The organism is Roseivirga spongicola (assembly GCF_001592965.1).
Classification (GTDB): Bacteria; Bacteroidota; Bacteroidia; order Cytophagales; family Cyclobacteriaceae; genus Roseivirga; species Roseivirga spongicola.
Map to the genome: position 1 here is coordinate 540,724 of NZ_LRPC01000001.1, position 24,044 is coordinate 564,767.

Sequence of the window (24,044 nt, forward strand, 5' to 3'; positions counted from 1 at the left end):
AGGTTTTCTTAATACATTTGGACATGGGTCATCACCATAATCATCACAGGCACGGGCAAAGCACCAAAAACCTTAAGGTTGCATTCTTTCTTAACCTTTCTTTTACGGTTATTGAGTTTATCGGTGGGCTCCTAACTGGTAGTATGGCTATCATGTCTGATGCCCTGCATGACCTTGGCGACAGCATTAGCATAGGCTTGAGTTGGTACTTTCAGAACCTCTCAGAAAAGAAGAGAGACAACACCTTTTCTTATGGCTATAAGCGATTCTCTTTACTCGGAGCCATAATCAATGCTGTGGTACTTTTAGTAGGTTCAGTAATCATCATCAGCAAGGCGGCACCTGCTATTATGAATCCAAGTCAGGTAGACGAAAAAGGCATGCTCTACATTGCCATTTTCGGAGTTGTAGTGAATGGTGTAGCTGTTTTAAGACTTAGAAAAGGCAGTTCTATCAACGAAAGAGTTATTAGTCTGCATTTACTGGAAGATGTACTCGGCTGGGTAGCTGTACTTATAGGTAGTTTACTCATTATGTACTTCGATTGGTACTTTATAGATCCGCTACTTTCTGTGTTAATCGCTCTTTTCATTATATACAATGTCTTCGTCAACATCAAGAAGAGCTTTCAGATCATTCTTCAGGCAACCCCTAAAGAAATAGATATCGAGAAAGTACACAAGAAGCTCAGAACCATCCCAGAAGTGATTGAAATTCATGATTGCCATATCTGGTCAATGGATGGTGAATACCATGTGTTCTCTGCTCATTTGGTACTGGATAAGTCTTACGACCTACGCCTTCAGGCTGCTATTAAAAAGCGGGCAAAATACTTACTTCACGAATTAGGCATTGAGCATTCAACCCTTGAGTTTGAGTTGAAGGATGAACATTGCGATGGGTGTTAACTTCTACTAAATGATAAAAGCTCTTGCTTCCCTTCCAAAGCAAGGCCTCTAATAGCCATCAACACAGACAAAATCAATAGGACAGAAATATTAACTAGTACACCCGAGGTGCCTAAAATCGATCGGTACTCAAACTTTGGTAGTGCTTCCAGATCACTGTGTTCGAGCATTGTATTATCGAATACAAAAGGCATAAAATGCGCTCGCCAATCCAAACTGAAAGACCTCACATTAGCCTTAAATTCATTGTAGTTTTTTGAAGATGTACCCGCCAACTCAGTAGCACCATCTTGAAACAGAACTGCCGGACTTAACAGTCCCCATGAGTCTACCCACTTCTGCTGTTTAGTTAGTTGTTCATCGAACCTATTGATTACAGGCGATAGCTCCTCTTCCATTAACTCTTGGCTAGCAAAATAGCCTTGCCAGTAGCCATAAGCATTCTGTCCTTCATTACGAATAAGTTCTGGATGATTCCTCAAGTACTCATCCAACACCCTATCTTGTTCTTGGCTCAATTCCTTCTTGGTCTGCCTAATTTCATTAAGCAATGTTACCCTTGAAGGCATTGGGTACACGGTATTGGCAGCCTGATTAATAACGGTTGGAAGAATCAGCACGAGCAAAATCCATAAGGAGAGCAGGGAAACAGCATTCTTGGCCGAAGAATACCCGTAAATATTAACCAGATAAGAAACAGCAAACCAAAAGGCTAAGTAAGCATAGGTCAGCAAAAAGAAAGTAACTAGGCTCAAGCTAAACGCCATTCCAACCATTACTGCTGTAAGAGTCAGAATGAATGTAAGAATTATGGCCAAAGAGCAATAGCGAATAATAAAACGCTGAAGTAACCACAAGTTTGTGTTGATGGGGTTAGAAGCCAAAAGTCTCAGCCTACCAGACTCCAATTCTTGAGTTCTTAAGTTGTAGGTAAAAGCTATAATTACTAGTGGAACCAAATAAGTGAGCACAAAAGCCAAGTCGAAATTCCCGAATAGCAATTGAACTGGGTTATTCAGCTCATTGAAACTAAGCGTAGCCAAGTCTTCACTAGAAGAAATCTTAATCTGATGAGTATATAAATCGCTCTGACCTATGGCCAATTTACTAATTTCTGTAGCTGGCATAGTAGCCAATTGGCCAGTATAAATAGCCACATTCATTGGAGAAAGGCGAAAAGCACTAGGATGTTCCTCTCCTTTGCTCAGGTTTAAAGCCACTTCTTGTATTAGGTCTTCCTTTTCTTGTTGAGCAGCAATGGCTTGTTGCTGGTCTGCCTGCCTTCTTTCAAAATGTCTTAAACCGTTGTATCCAGCATACAAACAGAGTAAGACTAAAACAAGACTAAGTGAAACGAACCAATAGTTTCGGCTTAAAAGTCTGACCTCGTGGCGGATATTCTGACTGACCATATTAAACTCGGGTTGAAGCAAAAAATAGTAGAGCAAACGAGCCCAGTAACCATGCAGTAAGAATGAGGAGATTACTCTTATTGGCATCCATTACTTCGCCAAAATCAGGAGCTTCGAAATTGAACTCTGGCACTTCTGAAAGCAAAGAAGCATCGGCTTTGTAGCTCCATTCACCTAGTTTAGAGTTTTCGGCAAAATTGGTATTTAAAACTCTCTGCATTTCCACTCTGTGTTTTTCTGCTGCATCTGCAAAATTCCAATGGGTGGAGTAATCGGTACTAGCTAGAGACATGGACAGAAAACGAGTAGGCAAAAAAGGTGAAAGAAATGCCAAGCTACGGTATACCTGAGTCTGCTTTTGATGTACCTCTTTCAGCTTTTCGTTGTGCTTAAAGTAAATAGCGGTCTCGTGTTCTTCGCCCTTCTGCATTCTAAACGCATCGAAGTTGAAGGGCAAGTCTTCTAATTTGCTCACCTCATAAGCCTGAAGCGTTTCTTGCTCCAATTTTTTAGAAGCTTCACTCCAAGGGTCATGACCATCTAAACCTTTCTTCTTATCTTCGGCCACAGCAGCATCGAACTCCTGCCTTGTAGGATAAGGATGTTTTTCATTGGTAAAGCTGCTGGCGGTCTTTGGAACCGCCAGACAACTAACAATCCAAATGGCTAATAATATAACCAATGAAATACCCGAGTTATTTAAGAATGAGGAGATAACAAGGGTAATGCTGTTGACTATGGCAAAATAGGCTAGATAAACTAGCCACATTGTTGCCACGAACTTCCAGTCAATTTGTCTTATGAATAAGGCAGCCAGAATAAATATAATTGTTGTGAGAATGGCTACTGGAGCATAATTGCCCAACCATTTACCCAAGATTAACTGCTGGTTGCTTATTCCCTGAGTCTTAATAATTCTTAGTGTGCCTTGCTCTTTTTCCTTTGTAACCGACTGATGCCCCAAGGCTATGATCATAAGTGGAACAATAAAGAGCAGAATAAAATCTGGTGTTAAATCGCCAAAACGCGATAAACCGGTCTGGTCTGCAGCTGCCACATTATCGGCTTCGTTTCTAGAGTGTGCTTCTAGAAAAATAGACACCCCGGTAAACTTCTCTACTCCTGGGTCTATCAGAGAAAGTGGAAATTGAGGTTTAAACGCATAAGTGCCATAGTGAGCAGCATTGTGCGGGTTGGTTGCGCCCTGAGCTAACCAAAGTGATCTGGCATCTTCCTGTGCCAATTCGCGCTGAAGGTTTTTCTCTTGCCAATGAACATGACTAATATAAATGGCAACAACGCTTAGGGCCACAACAATACCCAACATCCATTTGAATTGACCAGATCTGGTCATCTCCAAAATTTCTTTTTTAGCTACTCGGAAAACCATCATCTCAATTGTTCATGTGGTTGAGGTATAGTTTTTCCAAATCGCTATGGTTGATCTCTTCTGTAGAAAGTTGCTCAACCAATTTACCTGACTTCATAATTCCGATGTCAGTACCTGTTTCCTTAGCCCTAAATAAATCGTGAGTAGCCATTAAGGTGGCCACATTTTGTTGGCTCAAACGCAACAACAGTTCTGAAAACTCATTGCTTGCTTTAGGGTCTAACCCAGAAGTAGGCTCGTCTAGCAAAAGCACCTTGGCTCTTTTGGCTATGGCCATAGCCACTCCAATTTTCTGCCTCATACCTTTTGAGTAAGTTTTCACCCTTTTTTTGAAGGCCTCAGATTGAAGACCCGCCTCTTGTAAGAAACTCACCAACTCGTCTTGCTGATACTTCATGCCTGCCAAGCCAACAAAGTATTCTAGATTTTCTAAACCGCTCAACTCGTTATACAGCACCAAATTCTCTGGTATATAAGCAATGAGCTTTTTAATGGCTTGCGGATCTTTAGATACTTCAATCTGATCTATTACCGCCTTGCCACTTGTTGGGGCTATAAAGTTCAGAAATAGATTTATAGTAGTTGACTTGCCCGCACCATTAGCTCCCAATAGACAGTAAATGTCTCCTGGTTCAATGACCAAGTTCAGGTTATCTAAAGCTAGATTTTCCTGATACTTCTTGGTTAAATTAACGGCATGCAACATGACTTTCTATTTTGCAACAATGATGCAAATATGATGGATTAATTATTAATTGCAACAATAGTGCAGAAATGATTTTTGATGAATTTAGGAGTGGCCGGTTAGCCATTCTATCGGTCAGTGTTTCTCTTCCAAAAATCAGAAATGAGGCGAACAGCATCTACTTCGCCATCGATGTCTGAATATTTTGGCTTCAATGAAATGTATTGATCTAGAGTAGACACGGCAGCCCTATAAATGGCAGAATCAACCTCAATTGGTGTATAGCCCTTTGGAGTGGCATAAGTAAAGTAGCCCGTTTTACCCACCGCCACAGGTATACTGAAGAAGTCTCGGGTTACGAACTCTCCTGTTTCTTTCTCAGAAATTGAAGCTTCAACAAAGAAGTTTACTGCATGCTCTGGGTAACCAAAAAGATAGCCATAAGCGCGGTATCTATCATTTCGCTCTTCAAATTCCATAGCTGTCAAAACCGTTGCTGGATCGGCATTGGCTGTAAAACCCCACTGAGCGAAAAATGCCGCTTTATCTTTCAGCAATTCAGCTAACTTATCTCTTCTGACGACAAGAATTTGAAGGTTTCTCTTTCCTTGATAAGCAAACCTATATGGAATTAGGTGGAACGAAAACTCTTCATTCGATAGACTTTCAAGTACATTATTCCACTTAGTAAGCTCGGCAAGTGCCATTTGGGTAGAGTCAGAACGAAGATCTACAACGTTTTTATCTCCATCTTTCATTTCCCCAGCCTTTGCAATGGGGTAAGACAGAGGAAACCCCATACTACTCATTGGCTTCAGCGTATCGAGCAAAGTATAAAGCGCCTCATGTTCTAGACCATAAGCCAAAAGTTCATTGGCCATAGCCAGTTCTGTTTCCGAAAGTTCAGATAGGTTCCAAAGGCTAGTTTTGGAAGTAATGTTCAGATTGTTTGTGCTAGCGCAAGAGGCCAACACAAACAATAAGCAAAGTTGTAGATATAGTTTTTTCATCGGCCTAATTCATGTGGATTGGCCAAGGGTCAGCAAATTTCTCCTTCTTTTGCCAAGCATCAATTTCATCTACTGAGCATAGACACTCTCGCAATTCCTCGGTGATTTGCTCTGCGTCTATGTTCTGCCCTATAATCACCAATTCATTCTTTCTATCGCCAAACAGTTTGCTCCAGTCAGACTCAATATGTTCCTTGTTCTCCACAAATGCCTCGTACTGCGTTCTTTGTTCAAAAGGCATAGAACACCACCAAACTCCTGCAAAATCTGCTCTTAATGAACCACCTGCTTGGCCCCAGCTTAAGGCTTCATCTTGTCTAGAAGCAAGCCAAAAAAGACCTTTACTTCTAATTATATTGGCTGGCCACATGACTGAAACATAGTTCCAAAAACGCTCAGGGTGAAAAGGCCGCTTATCGCGAAAGACAAAAGAGCTTATTCCATATTCTTCAGTTTCTGGGTGATGCTCATTTTCGAGCTCTTGAATCCACCCGGCAGACTGTGAAGTAGTTTCATAATCGAACTGCTTAGTGCCGAGAATGGTCTCCAAAGGTACTTTACCGAACTCCGTTTTAATCAGCTTTGCTTTAGGGTTAAGCTTAGTAATTATTCCTTTTAACAGATTCAATTCTTCTTGACTCACCAAGTCGGCTTTGTTGATTAGAATTACATCAGCAAACTCTACCTGATCAGTCAGTAGGTTGACTATTGAGCGCTGATCTTCTTCATCATCATTCATCTCTCTACCGGCAATGGTATCTGGCGAGCTGAAATCTCTGAGGAAATTGAAAGCATCTACCACCGTAACCATGGTATCTAGCTGGCAAACATCTGAAAGGTTTACTTCCAGCTCATCACTCTCAAACCAGAAAGTTTGGGCAACTGGAAGTGGCTCTGAAATACCTGTACTTTCAATCAGCAGGTAGTCATACTTATTCTCAAGCGCTAATTTGGCTACTTCTTCAATCAGGTCTTCCCTGAGTGTACAGCAAATACAACCATTGCTCATTTCAACAAGCTTTTCATCGGTTCTGCTTAGCATATTGCCTTGCTTTACCAATTCTGCATCTATGTTTACTTCACTCATGTCGTTGACAATAACAGCCACACGCATCCCTTCTTTATTGTGAAGCACATGGTTAAGTAAAGTGGTTTTACCAGCTCCTAAGAAGCCAGAAAGTACGGTTACCGGTAATTTGGTCATTAATTCTTAAGGGTATTTTGAATTTCTTTTATCTGCTCGAGCATATCGGCATGAGCATCGTAAATGGCTTGGGCGCTTAGCTCTACTCTGCCATGGCTGTGGTCGTGGCCTTCGTGGCCAGGTAATTCCAAGTGGTGACCTGGAATTTCGAAGAGGCTTTCTTCTAACTCTTCAACCACTTCTTCTATACTATCTTTTTCCGCTAAAGTGGATGTTTCTAGCTCACTCTCTATTTCGCCCAGAATAGCTATAATCTCTTTTTGCTTCTCGTAGGCCTTGTCATACAGGGCCTGATCTTCTTTACTTGTTCCACTACAGGCGCAAATGACTAATGCTATGCAAAGGGTTAATAATGATTTTACTCTCATTACTTGATGATTTTTGAGTCTTCTAAAATGAAATTCATGTGGTTGATATCTGAATCGTTCAACCTGAGCCTACCTTTTACCTTTACAATCTGATCTGGAGCTAGGGCAGGAATTTTCTCCATTTGTATTTCGGCAACAGTTTCTGGCCCCGCTCCACCACAGAAAAAACACGAACTAAAAGGCAAAGCCGAAAGCATGAAAATGGAGTCGAGTTCTAAAGGAATGTAATGGCCTGTAAGTGTTACTTCCGTTTTTTCAAGGGCCTTTAATTCTTCGTTGAAGGTAGGCACATCAAAATATGCTTCGGCCTCTTCAAAATACTTAGGGCTGAACTTTACTTTTTCGAAAAGCTCCCAGCCTTTGGGCTCTTGATCTACCAACAGGCTACTAAGAACAAACAGAGAGACTACTAGTATGGATCTCATGTCAAGCGTTTTTTAGCGTTCGTTTGTTCACAACATGTGCAGCCACTATAAATAGGGAGCCTAGCACCCTAAAGGCCGGTTCGAGCCACTCAGACTCAACAAAGCCTCCTACTAAAATTAGTGCTAGGCCTGCCAGTAAAAAGTAAACCGGCTTGGTTCTTCTTTTCTGAAAATAAACGTTGAGAATGGATACAGAACCAATGATTGCAGCAACAATAAAGAGGGGAAGCTCAATCTCTTCTAATGTTTCTGCCTGCCAACCAACAATGGCAGAAGTAACAATTAATATGGGCATTAAAGCACAATGAATGGAGCAAAGAATGGAAACACCAATGCCCCAGTTATCTAGTACCACAGAATCTTTAACAGCTTTAACCATGTGCAATTTTAGGTAGTTCTTTTATTATTTGCAACAACGTTGCAAACACAAATTGGGCAAATAAAAAACTAGAGACAGTTTTCACAAACACCCTCCATCAATACAGGAATATGATCGGCCTTGTACTGATCTAGTGTCTTCAAATAGCTTTCAGGATACTCCGGCAAACAAACTATTCTGTTGCAAGAAGTGCAGTGCAAATGCGGATGTACACACTTTTCTTTGTGTTCACTTCCGTTGTAGAAAAAGCACGTAACGCCTTTATTATTGAACACCTTAGACACCAAGCCAAGCTCAACAAAAGAATTGAATGTTCTGTAAATAGTAACCCTATCGGCTTCGCGTAAATGTTCTTCTATTTCAGAAATAGAAAAAGCCTTCCCATGATTAACGAGAAGGCTTAATGCCTTAATTCTAATAGCAGTAGCCCTGCATTTGTACTTCTTTAATACTGCTTCAATTTCTTGATTGGTCATGTACAAATAAGGACTACTGGCTACTATAAATGACGGTTAAACTCTTTGTCAGTAACTAACCAAAAACTACTGTATAGATAAGTTAAACGTCACGTCTATATCCGATTCAATTCCAGCGTTGGTTGGATCGCCATCGCGAACACCAGCGGCAGTTTTATTAGGCTCATGAATAAGAATTACTTGTAAAGTTCCATTGCTTGCTGCTCCGGTTGTTACTGTACCAGTAAGGCCTAATGGATTCTGGTTTGAATCTTGATCGCCATAAGCATATGTAAACTCAGCTCCTGTAGCAACATAAAATACTTGGTGATCTTCATCTTCTTCTTCAACCTCTTCGGTGATATCTTCAGCAGGAGTTTCCTCCTCATTCAAGAATCTCACTGTCAAAGTATAAGTGGCGTTAGCCATTAAAGAAATGTTATCGATGATTGGGTCGTTACCACCTTCACCATCTAAATCTGTGAAGCTTGCTGATACTACATCAGAAGCATCGTTATCGTTGGTAAATGTTAATTCAACAGTTGTAATTAGCTCTTCCTCATTTACTGGTTCTGGATCGTCAGAATCACAAGCAGTAAAAACAGAAAGCATTAAGAACATACCCAAGATTCCCTTCGCGCTTTGTTTGATCATGTTTCTCATTTTAAAATTATTAGTCAATGATTGTTATTTTGCAACAATAGTACATTTGCAACTAAGTTGCAATACATAATCGATTAGAGTGCAAAATTGTTTACCACTGGTAAATGGAAAGGAGAAATGACCGTGGATGATGAAGAGGTAATTTATCAGGTTATGAAAGGCGGCCTAACGAATGGAACCGAAAGACCCTCGCCTAGTCTTAGCGTCTCGCTAAGACTCATAGTGAGAGAAAGGAGGACTCGCTGAGACTTCTTTCTACCTCAAATTGATTATTTTGATTCCAAACACACATTAATGGGAAGAAAATACGCGATCAGAAATCAGGAAGAGTTCTATTTTGTCACCTTCACAGTTGTAGGTTGGATAGATGTTTTTATTCGGCAGGAATACAAAAACATATTTATCGATTCAATCAAATACTGTCAACGAGAAAAAGGGCTCTTAGTAGGGGCGTGGTGCATAATGCCGAGTCACATTCATCTTATTTTAGGAAGGGATAGAGAACCAAAGTTGGAAGAAATTATTCGTGATCTAAAGTCCTTCACATCCCGTCACATTAGAAAGTTTATTGAAAATAGCCCTTATGAGAGCAGAAAGTGGATGATTGATCTATTCAAAACTGCAGGGCAGAGCAAATCGAACAATAAAGACTTCCAGTTTTGGCAGCAGCACAACCACCCCATTGAACTCTCAACTATTGAAATTACACAACAGCGGTTGGATTATGTTCACAACAACCCTGTTGAAGCGGGGTGTGGTGTATAATGCCAGAGAATGGGTATTTAGTAGTGCTCGTGACTATGAAGATGAAAAAGGATTGATAGATTTCATTTTTATTATAGGCCCTAGCGAGACGATAAGACCAGTTAGGGGTTATGAAAAATATAAAAATGGCTTCTTAAACAGAATTAATAAGTTTATAGATAAAATAGTTGAAAATAGCTTTAATGCAAATTGTATATAATGAAAAGATTAACTACAATTCTTAGCTGCTTGATAACACTCATTTTTATTATAAATGTTTATGCTTTTGAACAGCAATCAGTAAATGAATTTTTAGGAAAGTGGAAATATGAAACAGATAATTATAGCTTTATTATTGAAATTAATAGTATTTCCAATAACTCCATTGATGCCACCTATTCCATAGCTGCTGATGCTGGAAAACAAATTGATGTGCCTTTCGAAGATGAAAACAACATAGAGTTTAAGGAATATAATAATTCTGAAAATTCTTTGAAGTTGATATTCATTTCAAAATTTGATTTAGCCGTTTACAAAGCAACTTTGACAAAAACTGCTAATAATAAAATTCAATTTACTTTGGGAGAAGCTATCAAAGAAGGTGCACACCTTTTCCCATGGAAAGCCCCAAGAGAATTGATCAAGTTTGAATAATTCGTCTGACCACTTGGAGTAGTCTGACGAATAGGCATAAAAAAAACCCTGACTTGGATAGTCAGGGTTCTAGGTTAGTAGTAATCAACCCCATACTTACTAACTACCGCATGCCTCACAAGCATCCGGGTTATCTAGCGAGCAGGCCATATCGGCTGCCTTTTGCTCCATTTCTGCTGCAGTAGGTGCAGCTGCTGCTGCTTTATCTACAGTGAACTGAATTGCATCCGTTGCTGCTCTAGATCTTAAGTAATACATACCAGTCTTCAGACCTTTCTTCCAGGCATAGAAATGCATAGAAGTCATTTTACCGAAGTTCGGATCTTGGATATGTATGTTCAAGCTTTGCGACTGACAGATGTATGCACCTCTATCGGCCGACATATCAATAATTGCTTTCTGAGAAATCTCCCAAACTGTTTTATAAAGCTCCTTGATGTTATCAGGAATTTCCTTGATGTTCTGAACAGAGCCCTTAGCCGCAATCAGTTTATTCTTCATGTCGGCACTCCATAAACCAAGCTCAATCAAGTCTTTCATTAAGTGTTTGTTCACTACCACAAACTCACCAGAAAGGGTTCTTCTGGTATAGATGTTCGAAGTATAAGGCTCAAAACACTCGTTGTTACCTAAAATTTGAGAAGTAGAAGCGGTTGGCATTGGTGCTACTAGCAATGAGTTTCTCACACCGTGTTTCTTCACCTCTTTCTTTAGGCTGTCCCAATCCCAAAGACCAGAATCTGGAGTTACTCCCCACATATCGTATTGGAAGATTCCTTTAGATACTGGAGAACCCTTAAAGGTCTCATAAGTACCTTCTACTTTGGCAATGTCTTTAGAAGCTGTCATTGCTGCGAAGTAGATGGTTTCAAAGATGTCTCTGTTTAGCTTACGTGCTTGCTCAGACTCAAATGGAAAGCCCATCATCAAGAATGCATCGGCCAAACCTTGTACACCTAAACCAATTGGTCTATGGCGCATGTTAGAGTTCTTGGCTTCTTCTACAGGGTAGTAGTTTACATCAATTACCTTATTCAGGTTTTTGGTGGCTACATACGTAACATCATATAGTTTTTGGAAGTCGTACTCCTTAGTTTCTTCATTGACATACATTGGCAGAGCAATAGAAGCAAGGTTACAAACCGCTACTTCATCAGGAGCCGTGTATTCAATAATTTCGGTACAAAGGTTTGAAGACTTAATGGTACCCAAGTTTTTCTGATTGGACTTTTTGTTAGCCGCATCTTTGAACAACATGTATGGCGTACCCGTCTCAATTTGTGCTTCAAGAATTTCAAACCAAAGGTCTTGCGCCTTTACAGTTTGACGACCTTTACCTTCTTTCTCATACTTTTCATAAAGCTTCTCGAAGTCATCTCCGTAAGCATCGGCCAAACCTGGGCACTCATTCGGACAGAATAGCGTCCACTCTTCGTTAGCCTCTACTCTTTTCATAAATAAATCAGAGATCCAAAGGGCGTAGAACAAATCTCTAGCTCTCAACTCTTCTTTACCATGGTTCTTTTTCAGATCAAGGAAGTCGAAGATATCGGCATGCCATGGCTCAAGGTACATAGCGAAAGAGCCTTTACGCTTTCCTCCACCTTGGTCTACATAACGGGCAGTCATATCGAAATTTCTCAACATTGGTACAATACCGTTAGAAACTCCACCTGTTCCTTTAATGTATGAACCTTTAGCTCTTACATTGTGAATAGAAAGACCAATACCTCCTGCAGATTGTGAAATCTTAGCACACTGCTTTAAAGTATCATAAATACCATCAATACTATCATCTTTCATTGTGAGTAAGAAGCAAGATGAAAGCTGAGGCTTAGGCGTACCTGCATTAAAGAGCGTTGGAGTAGCATGAGTAAACCACTTCTCCGAAAGTAAGTGATAAGTTTCAATTGCCTTTTCCATGTCTTCTCCGTGGATACCCACAGAAACCCTCATAAGCATATGCTGAGGACGCTCAACGATCTTACCGTCTAGCTTCATAAGGTAAGAGCGCTCTAAAGTTTTAAACCCGAAGTAATCGTAGCTAAAGTCTCTATCATAAATAATAGTAGAATCTAGTAAAGCGGCATTCGCTTTAATAATGCCGTAAGTTTCCTTAGAAACTAATGGAGCATTTTGACCAGTCTTTGGGTCTACGTATGTGTAAAGTCTCTTCATGGTGTTTGAAAAAGACTTACTTGTTGTTTTGTGAAGGTTAGAAATTGCAATTCTAGCAGCCAGCTTAGCATAGTCAGGGTGCTTCACTGTCATAGTAGCAGCAATTTCAGCAGCAAGGTTATCTAAGTCTTGCGTGCTTACGCCATCATAAAGGCCTTCAATTACCTTTTTGGCTACATCGATTGGTTCAACAAAGTTAGAATCCAATCCATAGGATAGCTTTTCTACCCTTGCGGTGATTTTGTCGAATTTGACGGACTCTCGTCTGCCATCTCTTTTTACTACTAACATATTTATGGGGTTTGGGGTTTGGGGGTTAATTTATTGAGCCATCATTTAGAAGTCATCATCAAATGACAAGGTTCGTGAGTTACCTGTGTCATCTTTATCTTTCATAACTCCAGCTTTCTGATATTCTCCCACTCTCTTCTCAAAGAAATTAGTTTTTCCTTGTAAGGAAATCATTTCCATAAAGTCGAATGGGTTAGTTGAGTTATACTCTTTAGCACAGCCTAGTTCAACCAAAAGTCTGTCTGTAACAAACTCAAGGTACTGAGCCATTAGATCAGAATTCATTCCAATTAGCCTAACTGGTAACGACTCTGTGATAAACTCTCTTTCAATATCTAAAGCATCAATAATGATTTCTCTAATTCTTTCTTCTGGCACCTGGTTAATTAGGTGGTTGTTGTGCAAGTGAACAGCAAAGTCACAGTGCAAGCCTTCATCTCTAGAGATTAACTCGTTTGAGAAAGTAAGTCCCGGCATTAGGCCTCTCTTCTTAAGCCAAAATATGGAACAAAAACTTCCTGAGAAGAAGATACCTTCTACCGCAGCAAATGCAATTAGCCTTTCAGCGAAAGAAGGAGATTCGATCCACTTCAAAGCCCAATCTGCTTTCTTCTTAATGGCATCGAATGTTTCGATGGCATGGAAAAGCTGATCTGCCTCTACCGGATCTTTAATGTATGTATCTATTAATAAAGAGTAAGTTTCTGAATGGATGTTCTCCATCATAATCTGAAAACCATAGAAGAACTTTGCTTCTGTGTATTGCACTTCATTAACGAAGTTTTCGGCCAGGTTTTCATTTACAATCCCATCGGATGCAGCAAAAAACGCTAACACGTGTTTGATGAAGTAACGCTCATCATCATTAAGCTTGCCATTCCAATCGGTAAGGTCTTGATGAAGATCTATTTCTTCAGCGGTCCAAAAGCTAGCTTCTGCTTTCTTATAGAACTGCCAAATATCGTCATGCTTTATCGGAAACAGTACAAAGCGGTCTTTGTTCTCCTTCAATAATGGTTCCTCTACTGCAGTAGTTTGTTCGCTCATGTTACTTGTTCAATTTGGGGTTGATAATAAAAGGCCACGCTGAAGAATTAACATTCTTCAAAAAACAAGTGCCATTTACCCGAAGGCAAAAAGCATTTTCCTATTTAATTTTCAGGGTCCTCAGTTAATTCCTTGATACTCTTGAGAGTAGGAGTCTAACTAGGGAATAGGTTGTTTATTGGGGTCGTAACCTGAAACAAATATTACAAAAAGGGGCTGAAAAATCAACGCGAAAACAGAAGTGATTTAATGCATGAATGGCGTTTCATGTGTTCGTTTAAACAACTGAAACATTGTAGTTTACATACACAACATTACACAATCACTTATCTCTATTTTTGACGTATGGAAAGGCGAAAAAAATTGAAAATTTAATATTGGAAAATTGCTTGGATTTATCGCGCGCATTTGGTTTGTTATTCGCGATTATTCCGTTACCTTTGCAGTCCATTTTTGAAAAATCATTCATAATGTACGCAATTGTAGACATAGCAGGAAAGCAGTTCAAAGTAACGCAAGACCAATTCGTTTACGCTCCATTGATGGAGGGCGAAGAAGGCGCTTCCGTAGAGTTCGAGAAAGTATTATTACTTGACAACGAAGGTAAAGTTGAAGTTGGTGCCCCAGCAATTAAGGGCGCAAAGGTTTCCGGTAAAATTATCGGACATGTAAAAGGTGATAAAGTAATCGTCTTCAAGAAGAAAAGAAGAAAAGGTTACAAAGTGAAAAACGGTCACCGTCAGCAGTTCACTAAAGTATTGATCGAAAAAATCTCTAAATAAGAAAATACCATGGCACATAAAAAAGGAGTCGGTAGTTCGAAAAACGGTAGAGAGTCGGAAAGTAAACGACTTGGCGTTAAAATTTATGGTGGTCAGGCTGCAATTGCAGGTAACATCATTGTAAGACAAAGAGGAACTCAGCATCACCCTGGTAATAACGTAGGTATGGGAAAAGACCACACCTTGTTTGCATTAACTGATGGTGTTGTTGAATTCAAAAAAGGTAGAAAAGACAGATCTTACGTTTCTGTTCTTCCTTTTGAAGGCGAAGGCAAAGCTGAGGCTTAATTAAGAGCTTATAGATATTTAAAAACCCTGATACTGAAAAGTGTCAGGGTTTTTTGCTTAGTATACTTTCGCTAAATAACGACCAGACCAAAAGCGCTAAAAAGAACAACACTCACTATAAGTAGGCGCCAAGAGAGGAATAAAACACCTCTTCTCTTATCTTGATTTGATCAAAAGTGTAATCTGAATAAATCAGTGTTAGTTCATTCTTTCCTTGAAAGATAGAATAGGAAAAAGCAGTACTAAGAAAGTCTTTAATACCAATCCTCTTTAGGAAAGGATTTGTCTCCCTTTAAATAGAAAAAATTATCAATCTCCCCTGCAAATAGAGCTTCATAAATGTTTTTATCAACATCCTGCTCGTCCGTTCTTAGCCCAGGAAATTTTTCAAAAAGTATCTCCATCGGAATTTGTTTAAAATCTAAAAAATGGTCTAGAACAATCTTCCTTATTATGCTGTAATGAGGTTCGAAAAGCTCATTGGGAGAACAGTAGATATTGTATGATTTGAACCCACTGCTTTTAGCTCTTTCTGAAGGAAAGGGGCTTAGACTTCTGTCTATTTTGATGCCATCACTGGCTAATAGAGCGTAGTAGGGCAACAAAGCACTTACATAGAGGTAGATGTTCAAGGAGGTTCCAATGTGATTCAAAAACTGAGATTCAATGATCACATCTAAGCTAAAGCCAGGCTGTTGACCATGAGTGATATCTCTAATTTTTAAACCAGGATAACGATCTTTCAACTCTTCAAAAAAACTAGACCATATTTTACGATTGTAATTCCTATCCAATAAGTCATTTCTTGTTCTGCCCTTGCTTTCAAGCGTTTGGATGTCAATTTCTGAGCTGCTTTCTAGTGCTTTGATATAGAATAGACTTTCAATTTCATTTCTGAGACTATGATACTTTTTCTTAAATAAATTCATCTCTGAGGCTTGCGAAAATTATTTACAATATACCAACCACGTGGATCGAGTATTTCGACAGGAGGTTGTGCTCGAGGCAATAAAAACATAACCATCACCACTCGTACTAGATAGCAACTGTATATTCTCTCTAAAAATATCTAGAAATTGATTTGAGAAAGCTACTTTTCCCGGGTTTTCCTTAAATTCATTTAACCATAATTCTATTTCTAAAGTGGACATTTGCCAAGCCTCCTTGAATATATCTGATGCTTGATATTCATTATTAACTAAGTCGGCACTACTTCCATATGTAATGCACCAAGCCCCCCAAAAAAGCCTCCACATGTTCGCCAGTTTCCGTGTGAACAGCAGGTACCTGTACCCTTCTTACTTCTCCAGTCAAACTGGTTTCACTTCCATCTCCAGGTATTTCATCAAAAGCTATATGCTTGTTGCAAACTTTGTATCCAAAGTCCTCGGGCTCAATAATCGGAACATTGTCATCATCATCTGAACATGCATCATCATTCTCTAAATTTGCCGAGAGACTGTCGTCAGGCCCACAGTTTTCATAAACCAACTCATATTCTGTGTAGCTATAATGACAATCCGGCACTTCATTACCTACTGAAACACAAGCATACCAATCGGTTTCTAATACATAGACATCACAGGTGTTATTATCATTGCTATTATCTGAATTGTTTTGATTAGAGTTATTATTACCACCTCCCCCAGAAGAACCGCTATTATTATTGTTTCCAATATCTGTCGGATTTGGGCATGGGTCTACTCCCACTAATTCATCTCCTGAATCTCCAAACTCACTTCGCTCATTAGCAGCCCCCCCCCCCTTAAGTTAGACAGAGTACTGGTAATTACCGTTTTTTGTTTGATTATAGATTTTAAGCCGAAGTTCTTTAAAACACTTAAAAGAGATTATTCACAGCACCCAACTTCTGTAATAGTATAGAAAATCGGTAGACAAAAACACTCTGACACATTGCCTACGGCAATCATTGATCAATGTAACTGCGCTAAAAAACCGAATCTATGAAGGTCTGAATAGTCGAAGGCCTCAAAAGTAATACGAAGACAACTCCGTAAATAGCCCCCCAAAGGTGGGCATCGTGATTGATGTTGTCTCGGCCTCGCTTGCCCATAATGATGGAGTAGACGATAAAGATGGCTCCGAGAATATAGCCAGGCAGGCAGATGATGGCGTAGAGGCAGAGGTCTCTTAGTGGATCGAAAAGCACAAAGGACAATACTAACGCAGAAACCCCACCTGAAGCACCTAAAGAGTTGTAATGAGGATTATTTCTATGCTTGATTAAAGTGGGCACATTGGCCACTATAACAGCCGTAACAAAGAGTAGAATAAAAAGCAGAGCTCCCACCTGAGGGAAATAGACATTGAAAATGCGTTCTATGGCAGCTCCAAAAAAGAAAAGCGTAAAGAGGTTTAGAAACAGGTGCATGGGGTTATTGTGCACAAAACCAGAGGTCAATAATCTCCAGTACTGCTTCTGCTGAACCGTCTGATATGGATTGAGCATAAGTTTTGCGTGAAGCTCGGGCTGCTTCCAAGCCACATAGGTCACCAACCCAATCACAATCATTAGTCCGTAAGTGAACTCCATTATTTATCCCTTTCAATCAGATATTGAGCAAATGACTTAAGGCCTGTTTTTCTCTCTTCGGCTACTTCAATTTTATCTAACGACTCAAAACCTTTATTGAAGTACTCGTTCATTTTGCCTAATGTCAGTTCTTTAATTCCGATCTGATCGTAAATGGCTGTCACTGCTTCAACCTTTTCTGCAGAATCGAACTCCTTTTTATCAATCCACTGAGTAAGTTGAGTCTTTTGCTCTTTATTGGCTAACTCTAGCGCTTTAAGTAAAAGGAAAGTCTTTTTGTTGGAAATGATGTCTCCCCCAACCTGCTTACCAAACTTCTCCTGATCTGCATATACGTCTAGCAAATCGTCTTTTAGCTGAAAGCCAATGCCAATATCTACTCCGAACTTATAAAGCGCTTTGGTAGAGGCTTCGCTAGCTCCTGCCAACATGGCTCCAAACTGAAGACTGAAACCCAACAGTACAGCGGTCTTCAACCTGATCATATTGATGTAGTCTTCTTCAGTGACTGATGACATGGTCTCGAAATTCATATCGAATTGCTGACCTTCACAAACTCCAGCCGCACACTCATTGAAGGCTTTAATAATGACCCTTAAGTCTCCAGGAGCATCAAGCAACAAATCATAAGCCCTTACCAACATTACATCTCCAGAGAGAATTGCTGTACTGCTATCCCACTTTTCATGTACCGTTTGCTTACCCCTGCGAAGTGGCGCATCATCCATGATGTCGTCATGCATGAGGGTGAAGTTGTGAAACACCTCTACCGCCAGTGCCTGATCCAAAATTGTCTCGTGATCGTCTTTAAACAGCTTGTAAGCTAAAAGCACTAAAACAGGTCTCAGTCTTTTTCCACCCAAAGACATAATATACCTGATGGGCTCATAAAGCTCATTAGGTTGTTCTCCGTAAGAATGTTCAGTAAGTCGGTTATTGATCAGGCCAATGAGAGCCTTCAAGTCATTTGTCATCTTCAACAAAAATTAGGTCGATAGTCCTTCGGTCAACATCTGTTGCTTTAACTCGAACAGTTACTTTATCACCAAGGCTTATCATTCGCTTGTTTCTTTTACCTAAGATGCGGTAATTTTGTTCATCGAACTCGTAATAATCGTCCGTCATATCGGAAATGCGAACCATTCCCTCACATTTGGTTTCTGAAATTTCTACAAAAACACCCCATTCTGTAACACCACTTACAATACCAGGGAAATCTTTCTTCTCAACCAAAGACATGTATTCTACCTGCTTATACTTGATGGAAGCCCTTTCAGCATCTGCTGCTCGCTTTTCTCTTTCAGAAGAGTGCAAGCAGAGCTCTTCATACTCTTCCTTATCGGCAGATTTTCCACCATCTAAATAATGCTGAAGCAGCCTGTGCACCATCATATCTGGATACCTACGAATAGGAGAGGTGAAGTGCGTATAATGAGGAAATGCCAAACCAAAGTGGCCCTTTTCTGCAGTGGTATACTTGGCCTTCGCCATGCTGCGGATAGCTAGTTGTTCCAAGACGTTCTGCTCGGGCCTTCCGGTAATTTTGTCCATCAAGACATTGAGATTTTTGGAAACTCCGCCTTTTTCGAAGTCCATATTATGACCAAAGCGGTTGGCAAACTTGGCGAATGTATCTAGCTTTTCTGGGTCTGGAGAATCGTGGGTTCTATAAACGAATGTTAGCGGATTCGCCCCTTTATGTTTGCTGTAGATAAATTCAGCAACCTTCTTATTAGCGAGCAGCATAAACTCCTCAATGAGCATATGCGCCTCTTTTCTTACTTTCGGCACAACACCCAATGGCGTACCGTTTTCATCGAGCTTAAATTTAACCTCAACAGTTTCGAAGTTCACAGCCCCTTGCTGAAAGCGCTTCTTTCTTAGCAATCTGGCTAGGCCATTCAGCTGGCTAATCTCTTCACTGAAATCTCCTTCGCCTGAATCTATTCTTTCTTGCGCTTCTTCATAAGTAAAGCGTCTGTCTGAGTAAATGATTGTTCGGCCGAACCACTCGTTCTTGATCTTTGCTTCAGCATCCAATTCAAAAACCGCACTGAAGGTAAGTTTTTCCTCCTGAGGTCTAAGAGAACACAAGCCATTGGAAAGCCTCTCTGGTAACATAGGAATGGTTCTATCTACCAAATAGACCGAAGTTGCTCTATCTACAGCCTCCTCTTCTAATGCCGATTTAGGCTCTACATAATGTGTAACATCAGCAATATGTACACCCACCTCAACATTACCATTTTCTAAGGTCCTTAGAGAAAGGGCATCATCGAAGTCTTTCGCATCATCCGGGTCGATGGTGAAGGTGGTAATCTCACGGAAGTCTTTCCTTTTCTTAATTTCCTTTGCAGTGATTTTTGCTGGAATAGCCTCGGCATCTTCATTCACCTTGTCAGGAAACTCCAATGGCAGGCCGAATTCAGCAATAATGGAGTGAATTTCTGCATTATGCTCGCCAGCTTTGCCCAGCACTCGCTGTACGACACCCTCTGGCTTTTTATCTCTTTCGGGCCACTCCGTGATTTTCACAATCACTTTATCGTTATGCTTGGCTCCGTTTAAATCTTCATACTTCACGTAGATGTCGTGAAACATCTTTTTGAAATCGGGAACTACGAAAGCATAACGGGTATTCATTTCTATTCGCCCAACAAACTCATCTCTGTAACGAGTCAATACTTCTACTACCTTTCCTTCAGGACTCTTTCCATGCTTCTTAGGCTTCAAGACAACCTTTACCTTGTCATCGTCCATGGCACCTAGCAGGTCTTCTTTAGACACCCATATATCGTCTTGTTCGGTATCTCCATCAGGCACTACGTAGGCAAAGCGTGCATTCACACTGTCTACTACTCCGGTAATGGTTTTCTGCTCTCCTTCAATAGTAAAAGAACCGTTTCTAAGCTTCTTTACTACTCCTCTAGCTTCTAAGCCAAAGATAACCTCAGAAACAACGCCTTTAGACTTGGCATCTCTGACACCTAAGCCTTTCAAGATTTGCTTAACCTGATATCCACGGCCTGGAGTTTGATTTAGAAACTCCACAATAAGTGGCTCAATTTGCTTTGCAGCTCTTTTAGTGACTGATGTATTTTCTGGAGGCGTACCTTTTCTCTTTCGACCCATAAATGGTTTTTGATGGAATGCTTTAAAATTAGGTATAATAAAAGGATTTCTGGCTGAATAGCCTTTAAAGCAAGGTGATATTTTCAGCTTTTAGCTTCGGCAATTGGCTTAGGCTAAGGAATACCTGAACCAAAACCGAAACATCCTTCTTGCAATATTTTACAACTCTATCGAGATCGTTTTGTTCGTAATAGATGCCGTTAACCTGACTGCCATCTATATCATCTTTGCTACTCTCAATGCCAAAAATAGAAGCCAATAGGTCTAAAGAAGTATAATGTTTATAGTCTCCAAACTTCCACAACTCAAGCGTATCTAAGTGCGGAATCTCCCAAGGCTTTTTACCTGAAAGCTGTAACGCTTTTGGCAGTTCAATGCCGTTGACCAACATGCGCCTAGCGATATATGGAAAATCGAACTCTTTACCGTTGTGCGCACATAGCCTAGTTTCTTTAGAGCTGAAATGCTTACTGTTTAACAATTCTGCAAATTCTTGAAGCAATTGCCTTTCATCATGACCAGAGAAAGCAGTAATTCTAAGTTTTAGCTCAGGATCTAAATCCGAGAAGTATCCTACAGCAATGGTAACCACCTTACCGAACTCCGCATAGATTCCGGCACGTTCGTAAAGCTCTTCAGCCGACTTTTCTTCTGCTTCGCGAAAGAAGGCAGATTTCTTTTTCCAAAGCTCTTGTTTTCGTTCGGATAGCTCTTTAAAAGTTTTGGTTTCAGCTACAGTTTCAATGTCCAAGAAAAGGATATTCTTGAGTGTGTCTTTGTTCATAGCATGGATAATTTAGTGGGAATTAGCCGTAAATGCTAGAGGTGCCACTTGGATGAACTAGGCACCGTGTATCATTACATACCTCTCCTCTGGAGCTTAGAAGCGTTGGAACAAACTGGATATTATGACATTTTGCTCCTACCGAGCTCCGAACCGTAGCCGGTAAACATAGTTGATGTTTTTGAATTAAATAGAAGCCACAGCCTGGCGAAATGATATAATGGCTTCGAGAAAGGAAGCCTAAGCTTCGTAGAAGGCGAAATACTTACCAGTTCAGATTAAGAAGCGTACTTTCCTTTTATTTCTAGCTCTACTATTTCTTCTAGCTCGAATTCATTGAATGGTTCTACCACAAATTTCTTATCGAAGAGTTCGTTCAAAATGTAATAACTCACCCAAAACTCATTGTAGAAACCAAAAACCTCTGGGCTAATACTTTCCACCTTAGCCACAGATTGCTCATCCACCTTCTCAATCATATGCCTTAGCGTAGAAGTCTTTCGTGCCTCTTTAGACTTACCTTCATAGCCCTTAGAAACAATCATCACGTTGGTTAGCTCAATCAGGTTTTCGTTGATGAGATAAACATGCCATTCGCTTTCCCCCAGCTTATTAATTGACTTTCCCACACAAACTTTCACGCCTGTTACTTCAGGCATTTCAATGTCTTTTCTCATAGTAAATTATTGTTTGGCCATTTTCTCAAACCACTCTCGCATAACGCCTTCGGCCAATTTATTCTGAGGGGTAAAATCAATATTGAAAGCCCCATCATCAGTATAATTTCTTCTTCGCCTTTCTGCCGACTCAGGAATTGGCGGAAACCATTTCCAAAAATGAAATCCAGCAATAAAAGGTTCATCTGCCAATGCTTGAAACATTCCTTCATAGAGATTGGCCTGAGCCTTCTCGCTGAAAATCTTTTCTCTATCGCTCTTGCTCATGCGTTGAGGCCATTGCCAAGGCTCAATACCAGCATCCTTGGTGCTTTTATATCCGATCTCTGTAAACAGAATAGGCTTATCATATTTGGCTGAAAAGTTACCCAACTGCTTTAAGTGTTCACTCCAACCTTTTTTTACGTCTTCTACTGAAGGCTCTTCTATTTGCACCACAGGGAAATAACCTTGAACTCCGATATAGTCTAGCTCATCCCAGAATGCTACCTCTTCATACTCATCGGCAAAGTTGGCTGCATAGGTAAGTTCTCCAGAGTAGACAGAACGAATCTTCTCAATCAGACTGCGCCAATCTGCCTCTCGCTCCACGCAAGTTCTGTAAAGTTCTGTGCCTATGCAGAGCATTTCAATAGACTCTTCTTCGGCTAACTTGGCATAGTGAAGTATAAATTCTTCATAATTGGCAAACCAAGTTTTCCAGTCGGCCTCAGTCTCCATCGCTATTTCTCCTCTCCATTTGCCTTGGCTATCTCTGAGCCAGATGTGAGGCTTAAGTATGGTTTTGATACCGTACAACCTAGCTATTCGAGTAGTTTCTCTCAGGCCTCTATCGCTTTCTCCATACCAACCATCATCTCTACCAATCTGATTACCAATTAATGGTGAATTATGCTCTTTCTGCCATCCAAATGGAGTCTGAGAAATCCAATTCACATTATTATTAACCAACTGTTGAAAGGCCAGTGAATCTGGCTTATAATGACTTGCCACCCAACAAACACCTCTGTGCTTGGCATGATTAGAAATATTGATACTGGATTGTTTCTGAGGCCTACCAAACACCAAAAAGCCAATCAACACTAAGGTGATTGGAAAAATGACAATCGATAGCTTTTTGGGTTTCATTATATCAACTCCATCTCAAAGATAGTAGCCAGATGATGTGTTAGCCTAGCCCTTACTTCGTCCATATTTACCTCATGACCAAGCTCTTTCTGCATAGAAGTAACCGCTTTATCATCTATACCACAAGGAACAATATGTCCAAAATACGATAAATCTGTGTTAACGTTTAAGGCCAAACCATGCATAGTCACCCATCGGCTAGACTTCACTCCCATAGCGCAAATCTTTCTAGGGTCTTCGGCACCTTCTTCAAAGTCTATCCATACTCCCGTTAGACCATCAATACGCCCTGCCTTCAGCCCGAAATCGGCCATAGTAGAGATTACAGCCTCTTCTAGAAAGCGTAAATACTTATGTATATCTGTGAAAAAATTCTCAAGATCTAAGATTGGATAGGCAACAATTTGCCCTGGACCGTGATAAGTGATATCACCGCCTCTATTGATCTTATAAAATTGGGCAAAATTCTCCCGCAATCCTTCTTCATCCAGAAGCAGATTGTCTATTGAACCACTCTTCCCTAGAGTATAAACATGAGGATGCTCACAGAATATGAGATAGTTATCGGTGGGCACCACCGATGACTCAACTGATTTACGATTATCAATTTTTCGATCAACAGTCTTTTTAAAGATCGACTCTTGATAATCCCACACTTTTTGGTAATCATCCTCTCCAAGATAAATTACCTCAACTCTCTTATTCTGAAGAATACTCATACTTACGCTTAATCGGCCACATGCACGCTAAATTAGGCCTCCCTCGGTACGTCTCCAATAAGTTCCACAGATAATACACGAACATATTTCGTTACTTGTCTGTTGGCCTTACGCTGAGCCGAGGTTTGATTACGCGCAAGAAACTCTGTCTTGACCACGCTATTGTC

The 24,044-nt window shown here is 40.3% G+C and carries 26 protein-coding genes; 5 read left to right on the plus strand and 21 right to left on the minus strand.

Annotation, left to right across the window (positions count from 1 at the left end):
- Nucleotides 1-23 precede the first annotated feature (23 nt).
- Nucleotides 24-908, plus strand: a complete 885-nt coding sequence (locus AWW68_RS02435; RefSeq protein WP_068216217.1) for a cation diffusion facilitator family transporter — start codon at nt 24-26, stop codon at nt 906-908.
- Here the strand turns inward: AWW68_RS02435 and AWW68_RS02440 are convergent.
- From AWW68_RS02440 to AWW68_RS02485, 10 genes are all read right to left on the minus strand, one after another.
- Nucleotides 905-2,320: a DUF3526 domain-containing protein gene (locus tag AWW68_RS02440; RefSeq protein WP_157717496.1), complete on the minus strand. Its 1,416-nt coding sequence runs from the start codon at nt 2,318-2,320 to the stop codon at nt 905-907. The genes AWW68_RS02435 and AWW68_RS02440 overlap by 4 nt on opposite strands.
- Before the next feature lies 1 nt (nt 2,321).
- A complete protein-coding gene (locus AWW68_RS02445; RefSeq protein ID WP_221405963.1) occupies nt 2,322-3,713 on the minus strand; it encodes an ABC transporter permease in 1,392 nt (463 codons plus the stop codon).
- Between the two features lies 1 nt (nt 3,714).
- Nucleotides 3,715-4,416, minus strand: a complete 702-nt coding sequence (locus AWW68_RS02450; protein WP_068216222.1) for an ABC transporter ATP-binding protein — start codon at nt 4,414-4,416, stop codon at nt 3,715-3,717.
- Between the two features lie 107 nt (nt 4,417-4,523).
- Nucleotides 4,524-5,405 carry a hypothetical protein gene (locus AWW68_RS02455; RefSeq protein WP_068216224.1) on the minus strand — a complete coding sequence of 294 codons (882 nt, stop codon included), beginning with the start codon at nt 5,403-5,405 and terminating at the stop codon, nt 4,524-4,526.
- A gap of 4 nt (nt 5,406-5,409) precedes the next feature.
- Nucleotides 5,410-6,609, minus strand: a complete 1,200-nt coding sequence (locus AWW68_RS02460; RefSeq protein WP_068216226.1) for a GTP-binding protein — start codon at nt 6,607-6,609, stop codon at nt 5,410-5,412.
- Nucleotides 6,609-6,977, minus strand: a complete 369-nt coding sequence (locus tag AWW68_RS02465) for a hypothetical protein (protein ID WP_068216228.1) — start codon at nt 6,975-6,977, stop codon at nt 6,609-6,611. The genes AWW68_RS02460 and AWW68_RS02465 overlap by 1 nt, the downstream gene beginning before the upstream one ends.
- Nucleotides 6,977-7,402 carry a hypothetical protein gene (locus AWW68_RS02470; protein ID WP_157717497.1) on the minus strand — a complete coding sequence of 142 codons (426 nt, stop codon included), beginning with the start codon at nt 7,400-7,402 and terminating at the stop codon, nt 6,977-6,979. Before AWW68_RS02470 ends, AWW68_RS02465 begins: the two co-directional genes overlap by 1 nt.
- Before the next feature lies 1 nt (nt 7,403).
- A complete protein-coding gene (locus AWW68_RS02475) occupies nt 7,404-7,781 on the minus strand; it encodes a MerC domain-containing protein (protein ID WP_068216232.1) in 378 nt (125 codons plus the stop codon).
- 68 nt (nt 7,782-7,849) lie between these two features.
- The gene (locus AWW68_RS02480) at nt 7,850-8,257 is read right to left on the minus strand and encodes a Fur family transcriptional regulator (protein WP_068216234.1); all 408 of its coding nucleotides are present in this window, start codon (nt 8,255-8,257) and stop codon (nt 7,850-7,852) included.
- 66 nt (nt 8,258-8,323) lie between these two features.
- Nucleotides 8,324-8,890, minus strand: a complete 567-nt coding sequence (locus tag AWW68_RS02485) for a hypothetical protein (RefSeq protein WP_068218415.1) — start codon at nt 8,888-8,890, stop codon at nt 8,324-8,326.
- Between the two features lie 303 nt (nt 8,891-9,193).
- Here AWW68_RS02485 and AWW68_RS02490 point away from each other — a divergent pair, with 303 nt between their 5' ends.
- Nucleotides 9,194-9,664, plus strand: coding sequence for an REP-associated tyrosine transposase (locus AWW68_RS02490; protein ID WP_245660196.1), 471 nt, complete (start codon nt 9,194-9,196; stop codon nt 9,662-9,664).
- A gap of 198 nt (nt 9,665-9,862) precedes the next feature.
- Nucleotides 9,863-10,297, plus strand: a complete 435-nt coding sequence (locus AWW68_RS02495; protein ID WP_068216236.1) for a hypothetical protein — start codon at nt 9,863-9,865, stop codon at nt 10,295-10,297.
- 99 nt (nt 10,298-10,396) lie between these two features.
- Here AWW68_RS02495 and AWW68_RS02500 read toward each other — a convergent pair whose 3' ends face one another.
- Together AWW68_RS02500 and AWW68_RS02505 are read right to left on the minus strand one after the other, a co-directional pair.
- Nucleotides 10,397-12,766: a ribonucleoside-diphosphate reductase subunit alpha gene (locus AWW68_RS02500; protein ID WP_068216238.1), complete on the minus strand. Its 2,370-nt coding sequence runs from the start codon at nt 12,764-12,766 to the stop codon at nt 10,397-10,399.
- Nucleotides 12,767-12,811: 45 nt separating this feature from the next.
- Nucleotides 12,812-13,813 (minus strand): ribonucleotide-diphosphate reductase subunit beta, encoded by a 1,002-nt coding sequence (locus tag AWW68_RS02505; protein WP_068216240.1) that lies wholly within the window; start codon nt 13,811-13,813, stop codon nt 12,812-12,814.
- Between the two features lie 470 nt (nt 13,814-14,283).
- On the opposite strand from AWW68_RS02505, the gene rplU reads away from it, so the two are divergent.
- Together rplU and rpmA are read left to right on the plus strand one after the other, a co-directional pair.
- Nucleotides 14,284-14,595 carry a 50S ribosomal protein L21 gene (gene rplU / locus AWW68_RS02510; protein WP_068216242.1) on the plus strand — a complete coding sequence of 104 codons (312 nt, stop codon included), beginning with the start codon at nt 14,284-14,286 and terminating at the stop codon, nt 14,593-14,595.
- Between the two features lie 9 nt (nt 14,596-14,604).
- Complete coding sequence (rpmA, locus tag AWW68_RS02515) at nt 14,605-14,883, plus strand: 50S ribosomal protein L27 (protein ID WP_068216244.1); 279 nt, start codon at nt 14,605-14,607, stop codon at nt 14,881-14,883.
- 254 nt (nt 14,884-15,137) lie between these two features.
- On the opposite strand, the gene AWW68_RS02520 is transcribed toward rpmA, so the two are convergent.
- The 9 genes from AWW68_RS02520 to lipB form a co-directional block, all read right to left on the minus strand.
- Complete coding sequence (locus AWW68_RS02520) at nt 15,138-15,812, minus strand: hypothetical protein (protein ID WP_068216247.1); 675 nt, start codon at nt 15,810-15,812, stop codon at nt 15,138-15,140.
- 280 nt (nt 15,813-16,092) lie between these two features.
- Nucleotides 16,093-16,593, minus strand: coding sequence for a hypothetical protein (locus AWW68_RS02525; protein WP_068216249.1), 501 nt, complete (start codon nt 16,591-16,593; stop codon nt 16,093-16,095).
- Nucleotides 16,594-16,831: 238 nt separating this feature from the next.
- Nucleotides 16,832-17,437 carry a rhomboid family intramembrane serine protease gene (locus AWW68_RS02530; RefSeq protein ID WP_068216251.1) on the minus strand — a complete coding sequence of 202 codons (606 nt, stop codon included), beginning with the start codon at nt 17,435-17,437 and terminating at the stop codon, nt 16,832-16,834.
- Nucleotides 17,437-18,411, minus strand: coding sequence for a polyprenyl synthetase family protein (locus AWW68_RS02535; RefSeq protein ID WP_185101183.1), 975 nt, complete (start codon nt 18,409-18,411; stop codon nt 17,437-17,439). Before AWW68_RS02535 ends, AWW68_RS02530 begins: the two co-directional genes overlap by 1 nt.
- Entirely contained in the window at nt 18,401-20,569 is a 2,169-nt protein-coding gene (gene rnr / locus AWW68_RS02540; protein WP_068216255.1) for a ribonuclease R, read from the minus strand. Before rnr ends, AWW68_RS02535 begins: the two co-directional genes overlap by 11 nt.
- A gap of 64 nt (nt 20,570-20,633) precedes the next feature.
- Nucleotides 20,634-21,353, minus strand: a complete 720-nt coding sequence (locus tag AWW68_RS02545) for a 3'-5' exonuclease (protein ID WP_068216257.1) — start codon at nt 21,351-21,353, stop codon at nt 20,634-20,636.
- Between the two features lie 278 nt (nt 21,354-21,631).
- Nucleotides 21,632-22,030, minus strand: coding sequence for a hypothetical protein (locus AWW68_RS02550; protein ID WP_068216259.1), 399 nt, complete (start codon nt 22,028-22,030; stop codon nt 21,632-21,634).
- A 6-nt stretch (nt 22,031-22,036) separates the two neighbouring features.
- Nucleotides 22,037-23,158 carry a glycoside hydrolase family 113 gene (locus AWW68_RS02555; RefSeq protein WP_068216261.1) on the minus strand — a complete coding sequence of 374 codons (1,122 nt, stop codon included), beginning with the start codon at nt 23,156-23,158 and terminating at the stop codon, nt 22,037-22,039.
- The gene (gene lipB / locus AWW68_RS02560; RefSeq protein ID WP_068216263.1) at nt 23,158-23,877 is read right to left on the minus strand and encodes a lipoyl(octanoyl) transferase LipB; all 720 of its coding nucleotides are present in this window, start codon (nt 23,875-23,877) and stop codon (nt 23,158-23,160) included. Before lipB ends, AWW68_RS02555 begins: the two co-directional genes overlap by 1 nt.
- Nucleotides 23,878-24,044: the final 167 nt, after the last annotated feature.